Source organism: Aquimarina agarivorans (assembly GCF_000218485.1).
In the GTDB taxonomy this organism is placed as follows: Bacteria; Bacteroidota; Bacteroidia; order Flavobacteriales; family Flavobacteriaceae; genus Aquimarina; species Aquimarina agarivorans.
Map to the genome: position 1 here is coordinate 1 of NZ_AFPB01000058.1, position 20,307 is coordinate 20,307.

The 20,307-nt window shown below is 35.2% G+C and carries 9 protein-coding genes; 1 reads left to right on the top strand and 8 read right to left on the bottom strand.

The window, feature by feature from the left end:
• Positions 1–377 precede the first annotated feature (377 nt).
• Together GMC_RS0102155 and GMC_RS0102160 are read right to left on the bottom strand one after the other, a co-directional pair.
• Complete coding sequence (locus tag GMC_RS0102155; protein WP_029489551.1) at positions 378–1,397, bottom strand: transposase; 1,020 nt, start codon at positions 1,395–1,397, stop codon at positions 378–380.
• A 1-nt stretch (position 1,398) separates the two neighbouring features.
• Entirely contained in the window at positions 1,399–1,674 is a 276-nt protein-coding gene (locus GMC_RS0102160; RefSeq protein ID WP_029489552.1) for a hypothetical protein, read from the bottom strand.
• Positions 1,675–2,011: 337 nt separating this feature from the next.
• On the opposite strand from GMC_RS0102160, the gene GMC_RS0102165 reads away from it, so the two are divergent.
• Entirely contained in the window at positions 2,012–2,239 is a 228-nt protein-coding gene (locus tag GMC_RS0102165; RefSeq protein ID WP_010520589.1) for a hypothetical protein, read from the top strand.
• Here GMC_RS0102165 and GMC_RS0102170 read toward each other — a convergent pair.
• The 6 genes from GMC_RS0102170 to GMC_RS0102200 all read right to left on the bottom strand — a co-directional run bounded on the left by GMC_RS0102170 (position 2,234) and on the right by GMC_RS0102200 (position 20,089).
• Positions 2,234–2,566 (bottom strand): hypothetical protein, encoded by a 333-nt coding sequence (locus GMC_RS0102170; protein ID WP_010520590.1) that lies wholly within the window; start codon positions 2,564–2,566, stop codon positions 2,234–2,236. The genes GMC_RS0102165 and GMC_RS0102170 overlap by 6 nt on opposite strands.
• 82 nt (positions 2,567–2,648) lie before the next feature.
• Complete coding sequence (locus GMC_RS0102175) at positions 2,649–3,281, bottom strand: hypothetical protein (protein ID WP_010520591.1); 633 nt, start codon at positions 3,279–3,281, stop codon at positions 2,649–2,651.
• A 2-nt stretch (positions 3,282–3,283) separates the two neighbouring features.
• Positions 3,284–7,600, bottom strand: a complete 4,317-nt coding sequence (locus GMC_RS21795; protein ID WP_010520592.1) for a fibronectin type III domain-containing protein — start codon at positions 7,598–7,600, stop codon at positions 3,284–3,286.
• 475 nt (positions 7,601–8,075) lie between these two features.
• A complete protein-coding gene (locus GMC_RS0102190) occupies positions 8,076–13,265 on the bottom strand; it encodes a T9SS type A sorting domain-containing protein (RefSeq protein ID WP_238527899.1) in 5,190 nt (1,729 codons plus the stop codon).
• 9 nt (positions 13,266–13,274) lie between these two features.
• Complete coding sequence (locus GMC_RS0102195) at positions 13,275–15,353, bottom strand: fibronectin type III domain-containing protein (RefSeq protein WP_010520594.1); 2,079 nt, start codon at positions 15,351–15,353, stop codon at positions 13,275–13,277.
• Positions 15,350–20,089, bottom strand: coding sequence for a hypothetical protein (locus GMC_RS0102200; protein ID WP_010520595.1), 4,740 nt, complete (start codon positions 20,087–20,089; stop codon positions 15,350–15,352). Before GMC_RS0102200 ends, GMC_RS0102195 begins: the two co-directional genes overlap by 4 nt.
• Positions 20,090–20,307: the final 218 nt, after the last annotated feature.

The window sequence follows — 20,307 nt, forward strand, 5'->3', positions numbered from 1 at the left end:
GTCCACTACCCCAACCTCCTGGATTTGGCGCAGCTTTACTAGTACCAGGAATATTTTTATATTCAACTATATAAATTTTATCTCCAACTTGTAAGTCTCTTTCAAAAACTTTGTATAATGGTTTATAAGGTGAATGATTATCCCGATAGCGCGGATTTGCACCTTAAATCCGTAAGTCTTTAAATTAGAGATTAATTATAAGGAATATTTAATTTTTATTTCGTTTTAGAATTGAAAAGTTTGACTTTTTTGTATTTACCTTCTTTTTTTTAATCCAGAAAACATAAAATTACTGTTTTTAACAGTGCATATCCAAACACTTTAACCCCAAACACGTTGGGGTTTTGTCTTTTTCATAAATTGTTGTTATTTAATTTTTAGGTTTTAAAATGAATATTTCCATAAACCCTAAGTTTTTGTTGTCTGGATGTTTTTATCCATTTTGCAGGTATAGCTATAAATCTAAAAATGAATTTTTTAATTCTGTATTTAGGATTCAATCCTTCATATTTTGTTGAGAATTTCTCTATAATGTATTGGTATAAGTTTCTGCACATTGCAGTAAACATTAAAAAAACGGTGTTTTGTTCTAGTTTAGAAAAAGGTAGGTTATTCCATCCAAAATCGTTTTTGAGTACATCAAATTCTTTCTCTATAGCACCACGTTGATTATAAAAGCTTACCACTTCATTTACTGATAAATCGTAGTCGTTGGTTATAATGGCAGAATATAAGTATGCATCTTTTGTAAATAAATTAACTTGTTTGTCCTTTCGTTCAATTTTAGTAACTACTAACCTATAATCTTTGGCTTTATAAAGTTCTCTTTTTCTTTTTAAAGTCGGTATAAATGGTGTAAAAGTAATTTCTCCTCTAAAAATTGTTTCTGAATTTGTTTCAATTTTAACCCAATTATTAATCTTAGAAATTCTTTGAGCTAGAGCGGCACTCATACAAGCCCTAATAAAAAATTTATTAGTGTTTTTTGAGACTAAATCTATAACATTAACTTGGTAAGAAGCTGCATCAGCTCTAAAAGAATCGATATTTATATTTTGTTTTTTTAGCTCTTCAAACATTCGTGTGAGTGTTTCAAATTGTAAATCTTTTGCTGCGCTATTCCCATTTCTATTTTCTACAAAAACAATTTTATTTTCAATTATACCTACTCCAGGACAATATCCAAATGATTTTTTATATGTTGATCGGCTATCCAATTTATTAGTAAACAAAATGGTATTATCATAATCTAAAGTATGATTCTCATGTGCAGGTAAATTAAGTTTCTGTAACAATTTTAAATTTAACTCATTCAAAAAATGATGTAAACTAAACTGATGTAAACTTGTACCCCTAGGTAGGGTAAATAGATCCTTTGGTAAGGATAATTCTTTCATCCTATCTTAATATCCTATCAGGACTAGGGATTTTAAAAAATGGATTATGATCTAAGTGTCCTTTTAGATTAGATGAAATATCTTCAATGCAATCACCTCCACAAAAATAAATTGACCAAAAAGAGTATAGAATATCCTTCCAATCATAAGAACATTGAGGAGCTAAACTAGGTAAATTAGCAGTTAGAAATGAACCTAAGCCAAGTCTTTCAAATTCATCAATGACAAAATTTAATCCTCCAAATGGATTTATCTGTTCAGATTTTAATACTTTCATAATGTGTTTTGTAGCTACACCAATTTAGGTGAAAACACATAAAACCGCAAACCTTTATCAATAAAGAGTTTGCGGTTGTTTTATCCTATAGACCTACGGATTTAAGGTTGCAATCCATGTTAATTTACACCATCAATTTACATTAAACTTTCAATTAAAACATCTATTTCTATTTCACTTGATAAAATTACAACAAGAAGACTCTATTTTTAAAACAAGATCATTTTACAAAAAAAACTTATTTTGTTTGATTAACTTTGCAGGCACGGAAAACATTTCCGCGCTATCGGGTGCCAAAACTAAATTGGCATATAGTACTTAAAAAATAGTTTTTAATATGCCCAGTAAAAGAAAAAAAATAGTCCAACACCTACACAAGTGTATCAAACATGATTTTGGTTTCTACAACCCTGAATGGAAATGGAATTCTTTACCAGATGATATTCGGGATAACTACGACTTAATTAAAAACACACTTGACAAATGGGAAAATGATGGTTGTATTGAAGTTTACAGTAAAGACAACATTAGATACATTAAAATTATTAAAGTACCGCAATTATAAGCTACTTTTAATTTCATTTATCGTTAGGGTAATTTGTTTGTTAATTTCAAGATCATCTTTAAAAGAATCAATAATTGGACTTAATAAGGCAAGTAAGTTGCTAATAGACAATTCAATAATTAATTCTTGCCCTGAACTATCATCCCAAAATTCTACATATTCATTACTTTTTTCAAAATCAAAACCATGATACTCTCTTACTAGTCCTGATCTATCTCTAATCGCTTTTAAAAAATTAAGAAAATCATTTACAGGAAGAGTAAATAAATAGCTTAATAACGGAGAATACTTTTCATCTATAAAGTTGTATATATTTGGTAATTCCATATCTAAAAATTAATAACTTGATGAAAACTTAATATTTCTTTTGTTGTAGGGTCTTGATATTCTTTAAATTTTATTCCATTACCTATTTAATACCTGATTTTGATTTATGTCTTGATACTATTATAGCATCCTCCGTAATGGCATAATCTCCACCGACTTTCCATATATCGTAATAATAATCAAAATTAATTCCAGTATTTATTAAAGGGCTTCCCAAATACCAAACAAGTTGATAATTTCGAGCTAAACCAAAATAAGCTTCAAAAAGAGTTTCTATTTTAGGTGTAGTAATTAATCGATTATCAAACAGGTGATCTTCTATAACATCAATATATTCCTCGTTTTGCCAAAAACTCATTTTAGCGTTCAAAACATCATCAATCTTATCAACATAATACACTTTGTTTTTTAAATATTCCTCTAAATCATCTCCTTTGAAAAGTAATCTTTTAGAGGTAATATCATTGATCGTTTTTTCAACTAGAAAATCTTTGATATGATCAATCTTATCAAGAAAACTTTCTTTTGAGTAATATGTAGCAAGTCTTTCAGCAAGGAGTACTGCATTAGGAAAAGAATTAAAAACATTGCTTATTTCTTCTAGAGATACTTCTTTTCCATCATCGTTATTCATTAAAAGAGTATAAAAATGACTTTTATCTAAATCTTTTTCTCCTTTACAATAACTTATCCAATCTTGTAATTCTAAACTCATTTTTAATTAGTTAGAAGAGGTGGTAATAAGTCTGGATCAATATCCCATCTCTTAATTAACTCTGGTAAGGCACTATTAAAATCATTTAATGAACTACTATTAATAATGATGTCTTGCAACTCATTATGAAAAGTTTTTGACCCTGGTCCAGAAACTATTTTTCCTTCTGCATTTTCAATTGAATGAGCAAAAGGCTCACCTGTTTTGGGGTTAGTCCCTTTCAATTCTAATGTTTTTGTTCTAAAACGATGAACTTCATCCATAGAAACACCCCATTCTTTAAATCTTCTTGATTCACAAACCATACACCACTCATGATATTCCGCTGGCCATCTTATTCTTCGTTGTAAAGTTTTATTAAGTTTTGAATCTTCCCATACTAAATCAAATTCTTCTAAGGTTAATCCATCGAACCACTTAGTAAAGCCCTTGCTATTTGTTGGTATTTTTCCATTAACCAATATTTTATCAATGGATCTTGATAATTTTTGAGAGAACTCAATAATCTCTCCTGTCTTTAGGTTACGAAGTTTTGAAATTTTAATTTTTGCCTCTGTAATAAACTGGCTAGCGCCACCTTCACCCCATTTAGGAAAACTTCTTGTTAATACCTCTAAATATTTACTTTCATTCCATTTAGCCTTAGGGAATTTTACTTTACCTACTAATTGCGATCCACTAAACTCAGCCACCCAAACAGCATCTGTCCACTCCCCATTAAGTTGCATTTTAGATATCGCTTCAACTGGATCATCAAATTTATCTGCTGAAAAGTAGGTCGTATAACCCGAAGGGATTTCTCCTGTCTTTTTTAGATTATCTAAATAACCCGCTTGAGAACCTATATTTCTATATAAAGTGCGTTCTCTAACAAGTTCAGAAGCTATATCATCCAGACTCTTTCCTTTTCTTAATAATTCAGCACCTTCTTCTCCAAATCTTTTGACAACAACAGCTAAAGCACCTGTATCATTTTTGCCATATTTTTGTGTAATCTGATTTAGAAAATCTTGTCCATAATTTTTTCTAACAAATTCTCTCGCAGATTCAATAACGTCATCAACTTTTTCCGCTAATTTAAGCCCTAACCTTTTACTTCCATCAGCAGCTTCGACTATCGCCAACTCTGCGGTTTCTTCAATGCCATTAGCTCCTTCGCGGTAGGTAATTTTACCGATTTCTTGGACTATTTCAGTTGATGCTTTTAATAAATCGTCTACAATTAATACACCATCATCTGCAAAACGACCAATTTCTATAATCGTATTTATATTCAATGCATAAGTGACGATCTTGTTTTTGTCAATCTTGAGTTTTTTACCTAAAGCAAAAACTAACTGCCTTCCTCCTTTACCTAGTTTTTTAAGTCCTTGTAATGTTTTTGAGGTTAACTTTCCTGTTTTAGCCAATATTTTTAGCTCTTCCAACCCAATAAACAAACTAACAATATCAAAAACTAATTTCCCTTGCAGATATCTTCCTTCAGCATCAAACTTACCAATATTATGTTTGTACTTGCTAAACTCAGCTTTAAGGGTTTGACCCACGTGTGATGCTGCATTTTTTAGAGCACCTTCAGTTGTAAAAATCTCTCCAATTAAAGTCAAAGTGCTTATAGTTTGTTCTCTAATTTGTGCCGCTTCGTCTGTTAAAAAAATAGGACTTAAAGGACTCCAAGCTCCTGAAAATTTAGCCAGATCAACTCCTAAATCTACAATTTCCCAAATCCCATCAATAAAACCAGCTGAATAGGCTGCTGGATAGTATTTTTCATGATTCCAAAGGCATTTTGGTACTATGGTCCCTTTCTTTTGCTCTTTTATTTCTTCGCCACAAGCTCTACCAAACTCTAATAATAACTTTAAAATATCATAAGTACTATAACCACTGATAAGTTGTTGATCTATTCCTGGTACATAAGCTTTGTATTCTTCTAATAAAACATCTAAATGATCTGAAGCACTAACAATAGCTTTTCCTACCGCCATTGAAACATCAAAAGTTAATATCTTATTAAAGAATTCAACATATTGATTTCTATTTAGATCAAGGTTGCCAAAGTAATCTGAAGCAAAATTAATTTTGTATTGAACTTCCTTTTTCTCTAAATCGTAATGCGTCCATAAGTAATACCCATAATCAATATTGGATAGTTCTGCTTTTAAATCTTCGAAATCCTCTTGTGAAATCTTAGAATGTGTAACAATAAGATTTTTGTTCTGCCCAATAGATACGCGAATAGGTTCGTTATTTGCTTTTGCAAATTCTTCTGAAGAAAATATTTTTTGAGCATCAAAATTGGCAAAGCCTTCAACGGTTTTTAAATCACTAGTATCTGCGGTTGCCGGGTTATAGGATAAACTACCATCGAAATACCCATCGGAACTTGCTACAACTCCTTGATTTTCTCCTACATTCAATCGTTCTTCAAGATTTTCTGTAGCTGTATTTAAATCTTTTTGGCGCTTTTTAATAGAGTCTTTAAGTTCAGTAGCTTCTTGTTTGAGCTTTTCCTTCTTTTCTTCATTATCCTCTTTTTTTATCTCCTCATTTAGAACATCAAGTCCATCTTTAGCCTCCTTAACTTCTTCTTTCTCTTTTTCATGTTGAGCAACTTCATTTTCATAAGCTTTCTTTTCTTCTTCGGTGATTTTACCTTTTTCGAATAAATCACCAATTTTACTCTTGATTTTTTCGATGCGTTCACCTATAATTTCTATAACATCCTCCAACACCTCCAACTCATCACCAATATCATCCACATCACCCCAATTTTTATCGTAATCCGTTTCTACAACACCTTCGATTAATTGGTAATCGGAGTTGAGTTTGATGTTATTAAATATTACTTTAATTCGGGTGTCGGCTAGGTATGGCACTGTTATAAATCCCCAACCGCTATAGGTGCCATTAGCTCCTAATACTGGTGCTCCAGATCCTGGCTCGCCCGATACGCGATTGCCTTGTGCTACAAATTTTACAGTGACTGGGAAATCCCCTGCCGTAAATACTTCATTGACCCCCAAACGCTCTAAAGGCTCTTGGTTGCTGATTTGAATATTAGGCAATATGCCACACTGGTAACCCGAGGCTTGGTCATTACTACTTGCCGTAGTAAATTCTTGAATATTGCCATAAGCAAAACCGCCATTGGGGCGGCATCTTCCGCCTACTCTAAACTCGTAAGTCGTGGCTTTTTCTAAATTAAAAATAGTGGCTTGCTCGCTAAAGGTATTGATCTCGAACCAAGGACTGCCTCCGTCCACCGCTTTAATACCAGAATAGGAGGCATTTTTTGAACCTTTGTCCTTTTTTCTCTTTTTTCCGTTTCTTTTGGTTTCTTTAGTGGTGCTCGTTTGTGTATAGGCCTTCTTTTTACGGTACTGCACATTGTAGCCTTGGTACAAGGCTTGCTGCCAACGTATGTTTTGTGTAGTCGCAGTTTTTGATTCGGAAATAGCAAATAGGGGCGGAGCACATTCGGCATTATGCTCAAAATAATAAATTTCGCTATAACCATTGTTTTTAAACACCGAGGTCTGACTTATCCCATCGTTGATCACAGCTCGTACGCGCCAAGCGTAATTTTTATCGGGCAGTAAAGCCGGTTCGCCAGGACCATACAATAAAGTGGTTGCCCGTGTGGTGGTTTGGTAATAGGGTCTGCTGGCTAAAAAGGCGGTTTGCGGATCTACTAATTCATCCCAAACTTCGACTAAGGTGAATTCGTATTCCACATTAGTGGCATTCAAATGCCTTGGGGTCCATTGAAAAACAATATTCTGAGGTTCCTTTTGCGGAATGGCTTCTCCCCTTGAGGGCACATTTAAAAAAGGAGGATCATTAAGCACTAAAAAGGCTGTGGCACAACTTTTACGCGAAATAGCTTGTCCCGATCTACGATCAAACACCTCAAAGCAAAATTGATACACCCCATCGGGTAAGGGTTGCCCGTATTGCTGTGGACTAATCCCGCGTAAATTTTGCAACTCAAAATATGCCTGTAAATCGGCATTGGTCAATCGCAGCGGAATTCCCCCATTTAAAAACACAGGCAAAGCGCCCACTACAACAGGGGCACTTTCAATAGCAAAACCAGCGGTATTGGTCATCGAAAATTTAAGCGTTACCTCACGGTTACTTTCGGTAACATCGGATAATAACAAATTCACAATCACCTGCTCCCGAGCAGCATTTTGATAGTCCGATAAATTTAAACTATAAGGCGGTATCAACTGTGGCGTTACCTGCACCGGAAACACCTGTGCCTGTAGCGCTTGAAAAGCGAATATCCATATGAGTAATAGGTACTTTTTCATTAGCAACAAGTATTCGGTGTTTTGTAATTACTACGATGAGTTCTCGATACACTTACTTTTTTATCAAAAACTAAGCACTCGAACCAATAATAAGCAGTAGTTATGTAATTTACTATAGAAGTATATACAGACATTATTAAATAACAATAAGTAGCGATCCAAAGCAGGGCTTTGAAATACTTTTCTTCAAAATAATTCGCAAAAAATTGAAAGCAGGAGCGCAGGCACGTAGCGACGCAATTTTTTGAGAATGGTTTTTTGATGTTAATCGAAAAAATTTCTAAGAAAAGGCATCTTTTCTTTTGTTTCGTTTTCTTTGGATGAGCAAAGAAAATGAAAAAGCCGAATAGCACGGAAATACTTTTAACTATGAATTGTTGAATCAATAACGCAGTACTCGACATACTTACTTTTTTACCAAAAATTAAGCACTCGAACCCAAAACCGTTATGTACAAACAAACTACTCATACTATTTAATCAATAATTACTTTTCGAATAGCCCCACCACGAGGGGTTTCTACAATTAACAGATAAATCCCCGAACTTAATTGCAGATTGAAATCGACCAAATGATCAACAGCAACAGCACTTTCCTTTTCGGTAATTACACTTCCATCTGCCAATGAAATTAACCTAAGCTGTGCCGAAGCTTCACTTTGCAAGGCCATTTTTACTTTAAACACCCCTCTACTTGGGTTTGGAAATACGATCAACTCTTCAATAAAATCTTGGTTATTGATCGCATCAGCAGCAGTAATAGTTCCTTGAGCTACAAAAATTTGTTTTTCAAAATCCTGAAAACAATCTCCTTGATAAGCGCGCATACCGATGGTATAATTTCCTTCTTCGGCAAAAATTAAAGACAAGAAATCGTCGTCATTGTTCATTACCGTAATGCCCTCGGGTACAACCCAATCGATTTTATCGGCCCTTGGTTCTGTAACATTAATAAGCGCAATTTCTTGATTGGTATATGCACTTGAAGTAATTAAAAAGTCGGCATCAATTTCCACTTCATTTACCGTTACACTTACGGTATCACTAATTTGACAACCTAACGAATTTGTAATAGTCGCGGTATATATTCCCGCCTCGGTTAAACTCACTGCTGGGTTGGTATTCGTATAGCCTTGATCGCTTGTCCATTGGTAAGTAGCTCCTAAATCATCGATAGTTATATCTAAAGCCAAGGCTTGAGCAATACAAATCGTACGGTTATCCCCCAAATCAATAGGAATAGGTTCTGGATCGATTAATTCAAAATCTTGAAAAAAGCTACAACGGCTGTTTCTGATATTAGAATCGGTCACTTTTAATCGATAGGTTCCCTTTGTAAGGTTTGAAGTAGTATTTGTTACGCCACCATGCTCCCATTCATAAACATAAGGAGGTACTCCTCCTGTAATACGTACCTCGATACGACCATCGCTGCCATCAACACATGTCGGATTCTTTTCTTCCACTATTTCTAATTCCATATCACCCGGAGGGGCAATAGTGATTTTTCCCGTAGCTTGACAACCTCTAGCATCTATAACTTCAACAAAATAGTTGCCCGGCACCAAATTACTTTGTGTAGTTGGTGTTGTATCACCCGATGACCATTCTATAGCATACGGAGCAATTCCGCCAGTAATGGCAACACTTGCCGAAGCATCATTCCCTGCACTACAGCTAACCTCCGTATTGCTAAGTTGGAGTACGAGTAATTCAGGTTCTTCAAAATCAAATTCGATATCTGTAGCTGCTTCTAATACATCCCCTTGATAATTCCCAATGGTAGTACCTAATTGGTCAATAACGTTAAAGGCATACAAGCCATCACTTAAATTACTCGCAGTAGCTTCAGTTTGTTCGTCCAATACTTCCCAAACACCTACATCATTTCTTTTTTTCCAAATATACGTGTACGGAGCGCCTGTAGAAAAAGGCACCCCTCCTTTTACAGAAGCCTGTAAAATTCCATCACTATATTCGTTAAGATGTACATTGGCTTGGTTACATGAAATTTCTTGAACAATAGCTATACTAGCCGTTATAGGTTCATGAATTACAAATTCACTATCAATAAAAGTACAGCCAGTTTTTGTAGTAGCTTTATTAAAATTCGCATCCTCTACGCTTAAAAAATATTTACCTGCACCTATAGCATTTAAACGTACTGTAAAAACACCCGAAGGAGATACATTAGTGGTTGTTTGTTCGTTTAGCAGCTCTCCATCTAAGGTTTCCCAACGATAGGTATACGTGCCATTGGCAAATGAGGTACCCCCAGTAATTTCGGCTTCGATCCATCCATCGGTATTGCCATAGGCTGTGGGTCGATCGAATTGAGGATAAGTTATACGAAGTGGCTGTAAAGGCTGTTCAACTTCAATAGTTTGAAAAGCAGTACAGTTACGACTATCTGTAATTAAAATTTCGTAAGTGCCTATCGGTAAATCCGTGATTCGAGATGTACGTGTAGTATTATCTATTTCTTCATCACCTGTGCTCCAGGATACTAAAAACGGAGGTGTACCCCCTGAAATTTCAGCAGCTACCCAAGCATCACTGCCCTCAATACAAAAAACATCCTGTTTAGTTAAAGTCACTTCCAATAACTGGGGGGCTACTAAATCAATAATTTTATCATTAGGAGTAACCAGAACATTATTCACATACGTTCCAAAAATAATTCCATTACGGTCTTCGATATTTACAGCATATTCCCCTTCGTCCAAACCGCTAGCTACGGCTTTAGTTTGTGAAGGTAACACTTCAAAAATTCCTGTAATTTCATTTTTCTTTTTCCACGTATATATATAAGGAAGTCCTGTAGCAAATTGCACCCCTCCCGAAGCCTTAGCGGTTAGTTCTCCATCGGCAAATGGGTTGCCATTGGCATTCGTTGGGTTACAGGATATAGGTTTTGTTTCGGCAACACTTAATTCAAGTGGCGTAGGATCTTCTAACTCAAAAGTATCACTAATAATACAGCCCGATTTATTAATCGCCTCCGTATGATTCGCATCGGTAATCGTTAAGGTGTACACACTAGTGCCCACATTATCCAAACGCAAAGTGAAGGTATCCGTGGCGACATCAAAACTAGTAGTTACATTAGGTGTTACACTACTACCACTACTATCGGTCCATGTAAAATTATACGTATTATCAGCTAAAATAGTTCCCCCTGTCACCGTGGCTTCAATAAAACCATTAGTAAAGCCTGCGGCGGCGGGTTGGTTAAAATTAGAAGGATAAGTAAGTTGCAATGGCGTATTCGGTTCGGTAATCGTATAGGTTTTAAAGGTACTACAACCTTTAGCATCGGTTATGCGAACGCTATAATCATCAGCTATTAAATTTTCACGTATTAAACTGGTGTTTGTTGGGGCATCTGTCCATTGTATGGTGTACGAAGCAGGACTAGTTGGAAAAGGATTCCCTCCACTAATATTTAATTGAATACGCCCATCATTACCTCCATGGCAACGCACGGGGGTTAAATTTTCTACAATGTCTATGGGCGTAGGCTCTACCAAATCAAAAGTAGCGTCGACACTTCTAGTTCTTTCAGCATTCGTGGCCCCAAAAGAAACTCCATTTTTATCGGTAACACTTACGGCATACTCCCCAGCTTCTCTATTAGACAATGTCGCGCTGTTTTCGCCTGGCAACACCTCATAAACACCCGTAGTTTCGTTCTTCTTTTTCCATACAAAAGTGTATAAATTACCTCCATTAGAAACTAGATCAAAAGGGACTCCTCCAGTAACTATAGCTGTTAACACCCCATCGGTGGATTTATCTGTTGACGTATTGGCTGAATTACACGATATTTCGGTGGTCTCATCAATGCGCAAGGTAATAGGATCAGGTTCTCCCAAATCATACTCGCTTGCATTAATAAAACAAGCTTGTTTATTGATAGCCGCAGCATGATTATTATCGTAAACCGTTAAAAAATATTTCCCTTTAGGAACATCCGTTAGGGTAATTCGATAATTAATTTTACCCGTCCCATCAATTTCTGTTTGCGTGTTTACCGAGCTTAAGGTATCTCCATTTAAATTTTTCCAAGTAAAGGTATACGGCTCAGCTCCTAGGCTTTCATTAGGCGTTCCCCCTGAAACTACGACTTGTATTTGTCCATTGGAGAATCCAAAACCGGTAGGATCCATCGAATTTTCATCAACATCTGTATGTGTTAGTGGGCTTTCTGGTTCGTTTATGGTTACTGATCGAATAGTTTCAACATCAGTTGGCTGAAAAGTAAACCCCACAACTATTTGATTTACAGCTACGCATCCATTACCATCTCTAATTTTAATTTCATAATCTCCAGGCATAAGATTAGTAATCGTTGTAGACTGACTTTCAGTAAATAGCTGCCAATCGGCATCATTAATTGACCATGGATAGGGTAATTTTCGTAGTAAATAACTATATCCACTCATGGTTCCTCCATCAGCACTTATTTGAATTGTTCCGTCGTTACCTCCATGACAAAAAATATCAGTTTTTACTGGTTCTGTTTTAAATCTAACAGCTAAAGGTCTTCGTATTGTAAACGCCTTTTTATGTTGACTACTACCAGTATAATGCGTTGTTGAAATCAAATTAATTCTATAACGAGTCCCACCAGCAGCACTAGCCGCTAAATCTTTAAAAGTGACACTATTATCTACATCAAATCCCTTGAGATTATTCAAATTCTCAATAGGATTGTATATAGTTACATTTCTTCCTGTAAAAGGATCTACTCTAGTTCCTATTGGATCAGCCAAATCTTCAATAACAATATTTATTCCTTCATTGATTAATTTGTTCAAAGGTCTATCAAAAGTAATCTTAACTTCTCCATCGGCCGAATCAAAACATTTTGTTGCTTTTTCATCTGTTGAAATAATTCTAGGAGCCGATAATAAATATTCTAAAGCAATGAGGTTACTTACATTACCACAACGAGTACGCACTCTAAAATTTATTGTTTTACCATTGTCATTATCGGATAAAAATTCTTCTCCTTTTACTCTGAGTTGATTCCTTAAATTAACTTGCCTACCGTTAATCCTATTAGGAAAACGAATCCAATTTAATCTTCTTCCTGGTTCTCTGATAGCGTATTCCCAATCATAATCCAAATTTTCTAGATTGTTAGGTAAATTGATCGTTAAAAATTCATCATTTGTTAGAAACTCATCTGAGGATGGCAAATTTAAACTTACCCTTGAAAATAAGCTAATATCTATTCGGACATCATTTCTATGTTGAAATCTTAATAAATTTGAGCTATTAAAACAAATGGCATTTGGAAAAGGAGAAATTGTATTCCTATGGTCGTTTGTACCTCTACATCTTTCAATAGGAGAATCATTATTTCGACGAGATGAAGCCCTAACATACAATTGATTGAATTTTTGAGTCTTATTAAATTTCACTTCAAAAGGGTCTTCCGGAAAATGTATCCCACCACCATCATGAAAAACATGATCTCTATTACCACGAAGAATTATTTCTTTAAATCCACCACTACCTTTACAATTAGAAAAACCTCTTAGTTGATCAATTTTCACACTAGCTATATAGTCTGCTTCCCCTCCAATAGTAACTTGTGAAAATATATCATTATTAAAAATAGTAATCAATAGTAAAAGGAAAGTAATTATTTTTTTCATAAATTTCATTTAATAAGTGATCACCTCTTTTTTAAATTCAGTATTCCCCGAATTGTCAAGTGCTTTAAACGTATACGTATATACATTACCGGGGTTTACTTTACTATCTTCAAAAACTAGAATTTTAGCCGTGTATTGCTTAAGTAATACTGGTTTTTCTTCATTTTTAGCTTTGTAAATCGATAATTCGGCTACTTGATCTGCTAATGTCCAAGATAAATCGATTTTATTATTTACTCGATCTGCTATGCCAGCAGCACGTTTTATTAATTTGGGGATTTCTTTACTTCCTTTAGCCGTTAGCGTTATCGGAGTAGCTGGTTCGGATAATAAACCACTTTCATCTTCCGCAAAAATAGCGTAGCGGTAACGCTGATTACTTTTTAACGATGTATCTGTATAGGTTTCTTCAATGGTAGCACTAAAAATGAGCTCCCAATCAGTTTCATTGTCATTTAAGGATTTTCGAAATAATTTATGTGCGGCTACATCCTCACTATTACTTGGAATCCAGTTCAAGGTGACCTTTCCGTCTTCTATATGGTACTTAGAAAAAACAGGCGATGCTGGTGGTACTATATCGGGCTTTTTTACTACTAAGACTTCTGAGAAATCAGACATATTATAGCGTTTGTCCACGGCCACCACTTTATAAAACACTTTAGCATTTAAAGATTTTAGTTGCACGTGATCGGTAAAATTCTCTATTGAAATCGGACTAATAGTCAATTGCGAATACTCTTCTTTTTCAATATTTGCTCGAAATACGCGATAGCCTAGCAGGTCATTTTCCAAATTTTTAGCCCAGGCTATATTAACCACTCCCGTAGTATCAATGCTGGCTTGTAAACCTACCGGTGGTATAGGCGGGATAGAGTCAATAGTTTGCACAAAAGCGGTTAATGAAGTTGTTTTTTGATTGTTTTTGCCAATAGCAGAAATGCTAAAATAATTAGAAGGCTCCAACTTTTTTACACTCACATTTCGTTTATTTACAGGAATTCCTTTTTGTAGTATTTTAAAAGGCCCCTTTACGGTAGGTCCACTATTCAACTCAAAACTGGTAATTTCATTTTCGGCTTCTTTTTTAAATTCCCATACAATTTCGGCACCACCATCAGCTGTTAATTTATGGGTTTTAATATGCGGTACTGCTTCGAGTTTTTTAAAACCACTAGCTGCTGTTGTTTCAGAAGGTTCACTTTCTTCTCCAAAAGAAGAAACTCCGATAACCCGATATTGATATTTCTTATCATTTTGAGCAATCGAATCGATATAAATCATTTTTTTAACCTTGCTATCGGGACGGTCATTCATATTCACCAAAGGCTCTTTGTTGAGGCGTTGAAACTTGGACCCATCTTCGGATCGTTCTACAAAATAGGCTACATATAAATTTTTAAATAATTCATATTCCCATGACAATAAAATGCTTTTGTCTTGTCCAACGCTATTTAAATCGATGGGCTTAGGCAACTTTTCAATTTCATTTATTTTAATAATAGTAACACCTTCGTCTACATCAAGTATTTCATTTGGGATTTGTGTTTTAATGCGATATAGATATTCTTCCCCCTTTACAATGTCTCTGTCAACATAACCAAGTCCGGCTTTAACAGCCGCATCAAAATTCATATCTGCCGCAAAAAGTCCAAATGCGAAACGCTGCTCCACTTCGCGTGCATTATTTATAATTTGCATCAAACCATCTTGATTATTGGCGCCCTCTACAGTAAAACTTTCTCCATATAAAGCTTGAGCTAAAATAGCCGCATAATCATTTGTGGTTGCTATTTGTTCCCATTCAGTTAAAGGTAATGGTAAAACAGGAACGTCCGTAAGCTTTTTTGTTTCTGGATTTACTACTCTAACTCCGTCTTTTTTTAAAGTAACTCGCTCAATTATATAACCAAATTTATTTGCTTTTAACCAAGCAGAAGGTGATGTTACTGCCCATCTCAATTTAACTTCTTCACCGTTAAATCGACTTAAAACTTTTACTGCATTACGATCTTGCTCTTGTGAATAAGTGATTTTATTTACAAGAATAAAAATGATTGCTATTATTATTTTAAAAAATCTAATCATTTAATAGGGTTATGATATTGGTATTTACGCTGACTAGCTTTTTTATTACCAGGTAATATATATTGAAGTTTAATCTCATAACTTCCAAAATTCATAAAAGGAAATGTTTTATCTAATAATTGTATCTCGACACTATCCGATGAAATTAGGCCTTTGACATAGGCATCATTTACTTTATAGTATAGGTCTCTATAATCAATATTGTAACTATCTGTTAAATTATAAATGTATGGGAATTTAGTCAACAAACTATTTTGATTAACATTATGCTCCAGATTGGTAATATAAGAACTTACTATAGGAAGTGCTTTTTTGGGTCTAAAACCTAGTTTAGAAATATCTCTCGATAAAGTAAATTGATTACTCGAGCCAAAATTTTGATAAATCATAGGATCTATAATTTGTGTAAAATAAGAGTCATTTAGCAAGGCTTCGGCATCAACTAAAGGTTTATTTCCACTAAATTTTGAGCCAACTAATTCTTCTAAACTAAAACCTTCAAATTGAGAAATTCTTGTAGTTAAAAAAATTACTTTCGAATTTATTTTACCCCATAGGTATTTTGATACATTAATAGCTTTTATTTTTTTAGAAAAAGTAGCATACTCACTAGTGCCAAAATTGTATGTTAAACGTTCAATTTCACCTGTATTTGACACCTCATTTGCTTGGTTCTGGGTTACCACAAAAGTGTTATCATTATCTAAATTTGTTGCTGTCTCTTTTTTATTTGCTTCAGTAGTTGAATTAGTACTTGCATTTTTTGGATAACTATTAATAGTCATAGTATAGCCTGTTTTATTGGCTAAACTTGTCATGGCATAGTTTACTTGATTATCAGCAAGGTTATAATTCATTTCAGTAATGGTATTTTTATCATTTTCATCGGTAAGGGTTACCTTACTTTCCCATTGTGCGCTATCAAATAAATAATCTTGTCCTCTTTTTAATTTGATATAGCCTTTTTTGTACTCTTTCGCATACACAAATTTTTGATTTACCACTGGATAACAATACTTAATGTTATGCAATGGAATATGTGTTGGTGCCTCACCGGTAGTAAAATTACGTTCTTCGCGCTCCACCGCTTTTTGACCATCAACATTTACGGTTTGAAATACCCCATTTACTTTTTCTAAAAAACTAACTTCGGCCACTACTTTAAGTTTGGTGTTAGGCGGCAATATATCGGTCGAATAAAAAGTAACTCGATCCTTGCTCGTTGCCCATTCTATTTCACCTTCAATTAGCTTACCTGATTCGTCTGTAACTTCAAATTTATCTAGTAGTACTTTATATGTTTTATCTTTTTGGTCATCCGGAATAATAATAGGTTCATTTACTTTCATACTAAAAGCCGCTTGTGGGGCTGCAAAAACATCTACATCATTCGTGTTTTCTTTTGGGGTTAGCCCTGTAATCATTTTAATACCGCCAAGGGGGGAGGCATTTTCCAATTCACACACCTCACCAATTTCTAGCTTAAAGCGGAAGCGTCCTTTTACCAAACCACCTAACAAATTATAATGTCCTCCTAAGTAGCCTTTGATCCAAATAGGGTTAGGGGCTTTGGCTTGCAATAATACTGCCGCACCTGCACTAATTATAGGGATTTTCTTTTTAACGAAGAATAATTTGATACGAATACCTAACTCACCTTGTAAATATACATAAGCCTGACCGTTGGCATACCAACCATCAATACCAATTTGTTTGCCTGTATTTTTACATGAGGCCTCTCCGTAATCACGTAGCATAATATCAAACCCTGCTCCTGCCATAAAGCGTGCATAAAAAATAAGAAAACGCAAATCGCCTGTATCTACTTTAAAATTTGTTCCAAAAGCAAAACCTTTACCTGAACTTAGTGCATTTTCATCGCGCATATAATCCAATTCATTAAGCTCAACCCCTAAAATTTCTGCCACTTCGGGTGGCGGTGGCGGACTACCTTCCAAACGATCGCCCACCATAAAATAACCTGTAGTTTCTACAGATATAGGCCCTACTCCTAAACGTAGACCCACTCTTTTAGAGGGGGTTCCTAAATGCGCATACCATTCCTTTTTGCTTACATGTATCACTCCCCAACCAGCTAATCCTCCAGGACCGTATCCCTGAAGAAATCCTCCAGGAGTGTTTACATACAGTTCCATATCGGCGTGGAACGAATCATTTACAAAATCAAAATTGACTCCAATTTTACCTTCTATTGTTGCCGTTGCAGCTGCAGACTTGGGATATTCTTCTGTTGATTTATCTAAAAAGGTTTTTCCGGCTTTGCTATCCATCACCCCTTGTAGGGCTTCGTTATTAACCATTCCTTGAAGTTGATCTTGCATAGCCGAGGCAGGATTTGCAAACTCGAGTGCTTTCATGACTTTAGCTTCGCCAAAAAAGCCTAAGCGATTCATGCCTCCTTTTTTATTAAATTCAATTTCAAAGCCTGCGCCAATACTCACCGCTGTTTCGTCCCCTATTGAACCTATGATCATAGCCTTTACGCCTAAACCTGAATTGTCATTAGGTAAATAAGAAAGCCCAGAAGGTGAAAATTCGGAAGCAGAAATACCCGGCCTACGGGTCATTCGGTATGATGCGCCACCTGCAAAACCCGAAAGCTGTACTGGTCCTATATTGATTTTAAGCCCCCGTACTGAAGCATCTACGTACCAATAACGAAAGTCTTTTTTACCAAAAATAGCCTTGGTCGTTATGGGGCCAAAGCCACCAAAAGTCCCTTGGATTTCTGCCGCAAAACCATTTCCATATTCTGGGTCATTACGCATTAATTCTAGTGCACCACTTAATTGGACGCCTCCTAAATCTGCATCAATAGCAATTGCAGCCAAGTCTAATCCTTTAAATCGCCAACGTTGTTTGCGATCTTCGTCACTAATTTCTCCTTGTATTTTTAGCCGCGTAGATCCACTAAAGCCTTTACTCATTAAATTGATGCTCAACCCAAAAATCAAACTGGTTTCATAATCATTAGCCACCAAAGCAACTTCGGGAATGGATACGGGAAAATTACTAAACTTACCCTCTTTTTTATATCCAAAATAATCAGCCTGTAGTATGGGAGATGTGGTTTGTAAAACTAAATTTTGAAATTGAACGCCTTTAAAATTAGTAAGGGCTTTTTCATCAGTTTTTGGATTATTCTTGGCACTAATATCTAAATACCCATTGAGTATAGCTCGAGGTCTAAAGTTTCCGTTTTCAACTAAAAGTTCCACGCTTGAATTAGGCGCTAATTGAGCTTTGGCCTGAAAGACATCAAAATTGAGTTCTTCCAAGGTGGATACACTAAGCCCATATTCTTCTTCACTAATAATTCCGCTATAGCCTAAACCTAAAGTTTCTATTTTTTCGCCTTTGGCATTAGTCGCATTTGCATTTTTAGACACGGGCAATACAATAGCACCACTAAAATCTGCACCAATTAAATTATTGGCAGCCAATTCTAAGCCAAATTTATCTACCGAATAGGCCCAGGCTTTTGTATTTGAGGTACGCCCTGACTTTAATGGAATCAAATTTTCGATTGAAAAATATCCCGAAACACCATGATTATCAATAATCATATTTAAGGCATTAAAAGTAACCCGCTTGTTTTGCGAAATACTTTCCTCGGTTTTAAATTCTTTAGGTAAAGCAATTTGGAGTGATTTTACATATACGCCTCGCCAAGCTTCGCGGCTAGGTTGCAGCAACCCCTTTTCTTCGTAAAAATTAGGAAAATTCACATCCGGTGTTCGCAAATCACTAAAATCAAAAGTGGCTTGATTTGCCGTAAACATAAATTTATCAGGGTGCTTTGTTAATACGAAAGGAGACAAACTTAATTCAATGACTAAATCATTCCAATCGGAACCCACCATATTAAAATTACCACGTACCCTGTTAGGTATTTGCACTTTTTTTTGAGCCGAATTAGTATATGTGCGTGTTTCTGGTGCTAAATTCCCTTCATTATCTACGGGCAATAACATTTTGCGCGAAAATTGCACCTCCCCTTGTAAACCTAATTCCTTTACACCATCACAATCAATAGTGATATACGTATTGTTTTGGGTAAGCCCTGTTTCCATATCAAAACCCCCTTTTAATGAAAATAGCCAATTCCCTTTGTTAAAAGGAATAAATACATCTCCTAATAATACCAAATTGGCTTGACCAATTAATCCGCCGCTATGTGAAAGTTTCACATTATTAGCCCCAAAAAACAATTGGATAGGCTCGCCTCGCTCATCAGTCTGTGGTAATTTAATACGCGCAAAAACGGTAAGTTCGGTGTAGTCTTTGGTAAACCTAGCTTTAGCGAAACCTATTTGATAGGTAACTCCACTAACTTCGTGCTGGATACCTACTGGCAAGGTTTGAATATCTTCGTTAGAAAAGGTATCCACCCACTTGCCTGTCTCCTCAACTTCGTTAATTACTCCTTCTGCTTCTTGTCGATTATTTTTTACCTCTTGAAGAATAGGGTATTCACTATTTATTTGATTGAAAGAAAATTCCGAAGCACTAGAAGCGTATTGAAATTCTTTGTTAGTTGTCGGATATTTTTTATCCAGCTTAAACAACTTTTGCTTTAGCAATTTATTAACATGAAGCACTGCCCTTTTAGCTGAAGTGCTTGTAATCAAGGAATCTTTTGCAATGGCTGCATGAACACTACTTGAAAAAAGGCTACTGACCAAAAAAAAGAATAGAAGTAGTATTTTTTTCATTTAAATAGCATTGTTGGTTACAAGTGGAAATTTCACTTAATATTTTTTTGTAAAAATAAGCACTTGAATCTTATAATGTTATAATCACATTGAAAGAATATTCCTTAAAAAAAATCATCAATTTTTTGTAATTAATACCTAGTTTTGCGGCAATCTAATTTAAATACATGAATTAATTATGAAAAAAATCATTTTAGGCTTAGGACTTATTATAGCTA

What these genes read in the sequence shown, in the direction of transcription:
- GMC_RS0102155 (WP_029489551.1), bottom strand. Translation starts at nt 1,397, where the DNA reads ATGAAAGAATTATCCTTACCAAAGGATCTATTTACCCTACCTAGGGGT.
- GMC_RS0102160 (WP_029489552.1), bottom strand. Translation starts at nt 1,674, where the DNA reads ATGAAAGTATTAAAATCTGAACAGATAAATCCATTTGGAGGATTAAAT.
- GMC_RS0102165 (WP_010520589.1), top strand. Translation starts at nt 2,012, where the DNA reads ATGCCCAGTAAAAGAAAAAAAATAGTCCAACACCTACACAAGTGTATC.
- GMC_RS0102170 (WP_010520590.1), bottom strand. Translation starts at nt 2,566, where the DNA reads ATGGAATTACCAAATATATACAACTTTATAGATGAAAAGTATTCTCCG.
- GMC_RS0102175 (WP_010520591.1), bottom strand. Translation starts at nt 3,281, where the DNA reads ATGAGTTTAGAATTACAAGATTGGATAAGTTATTGTAAAGGAGAAAAA.
- GMC_RS21795 (WP_010520592.1), bottom strand. Translation starts at nt 7,600, where the DNA reads ATGAAAAAGTACCTATTACTCATATGGATATTCGCTTTTCAAGCGCTA.
- GMC_RS0102190 (WP_238527899.1), bottom strand. Translation starts at nt 13,265, where the DNA reads ATGAAAAAAATAATTACTTTCCTTTTACTATTGATTACTATTTTTAAT.
- GMC_RS0102195 (WP_010520594.1), bottom strand. Translation starts at nt 15,353, where the DNA reads ATGATTAGATTTTTTAAAATAATAATAGCAATCATTTTTATTCTTGTA.
- GMC_RS0102200 (WP_010520595.1), bottom strand. Translation starts at nt 20,089, where the DNA reads ATGAAAAAAATACTACTTCTATTCTTTTTTTTGGTCAGTAGCCTTTTT.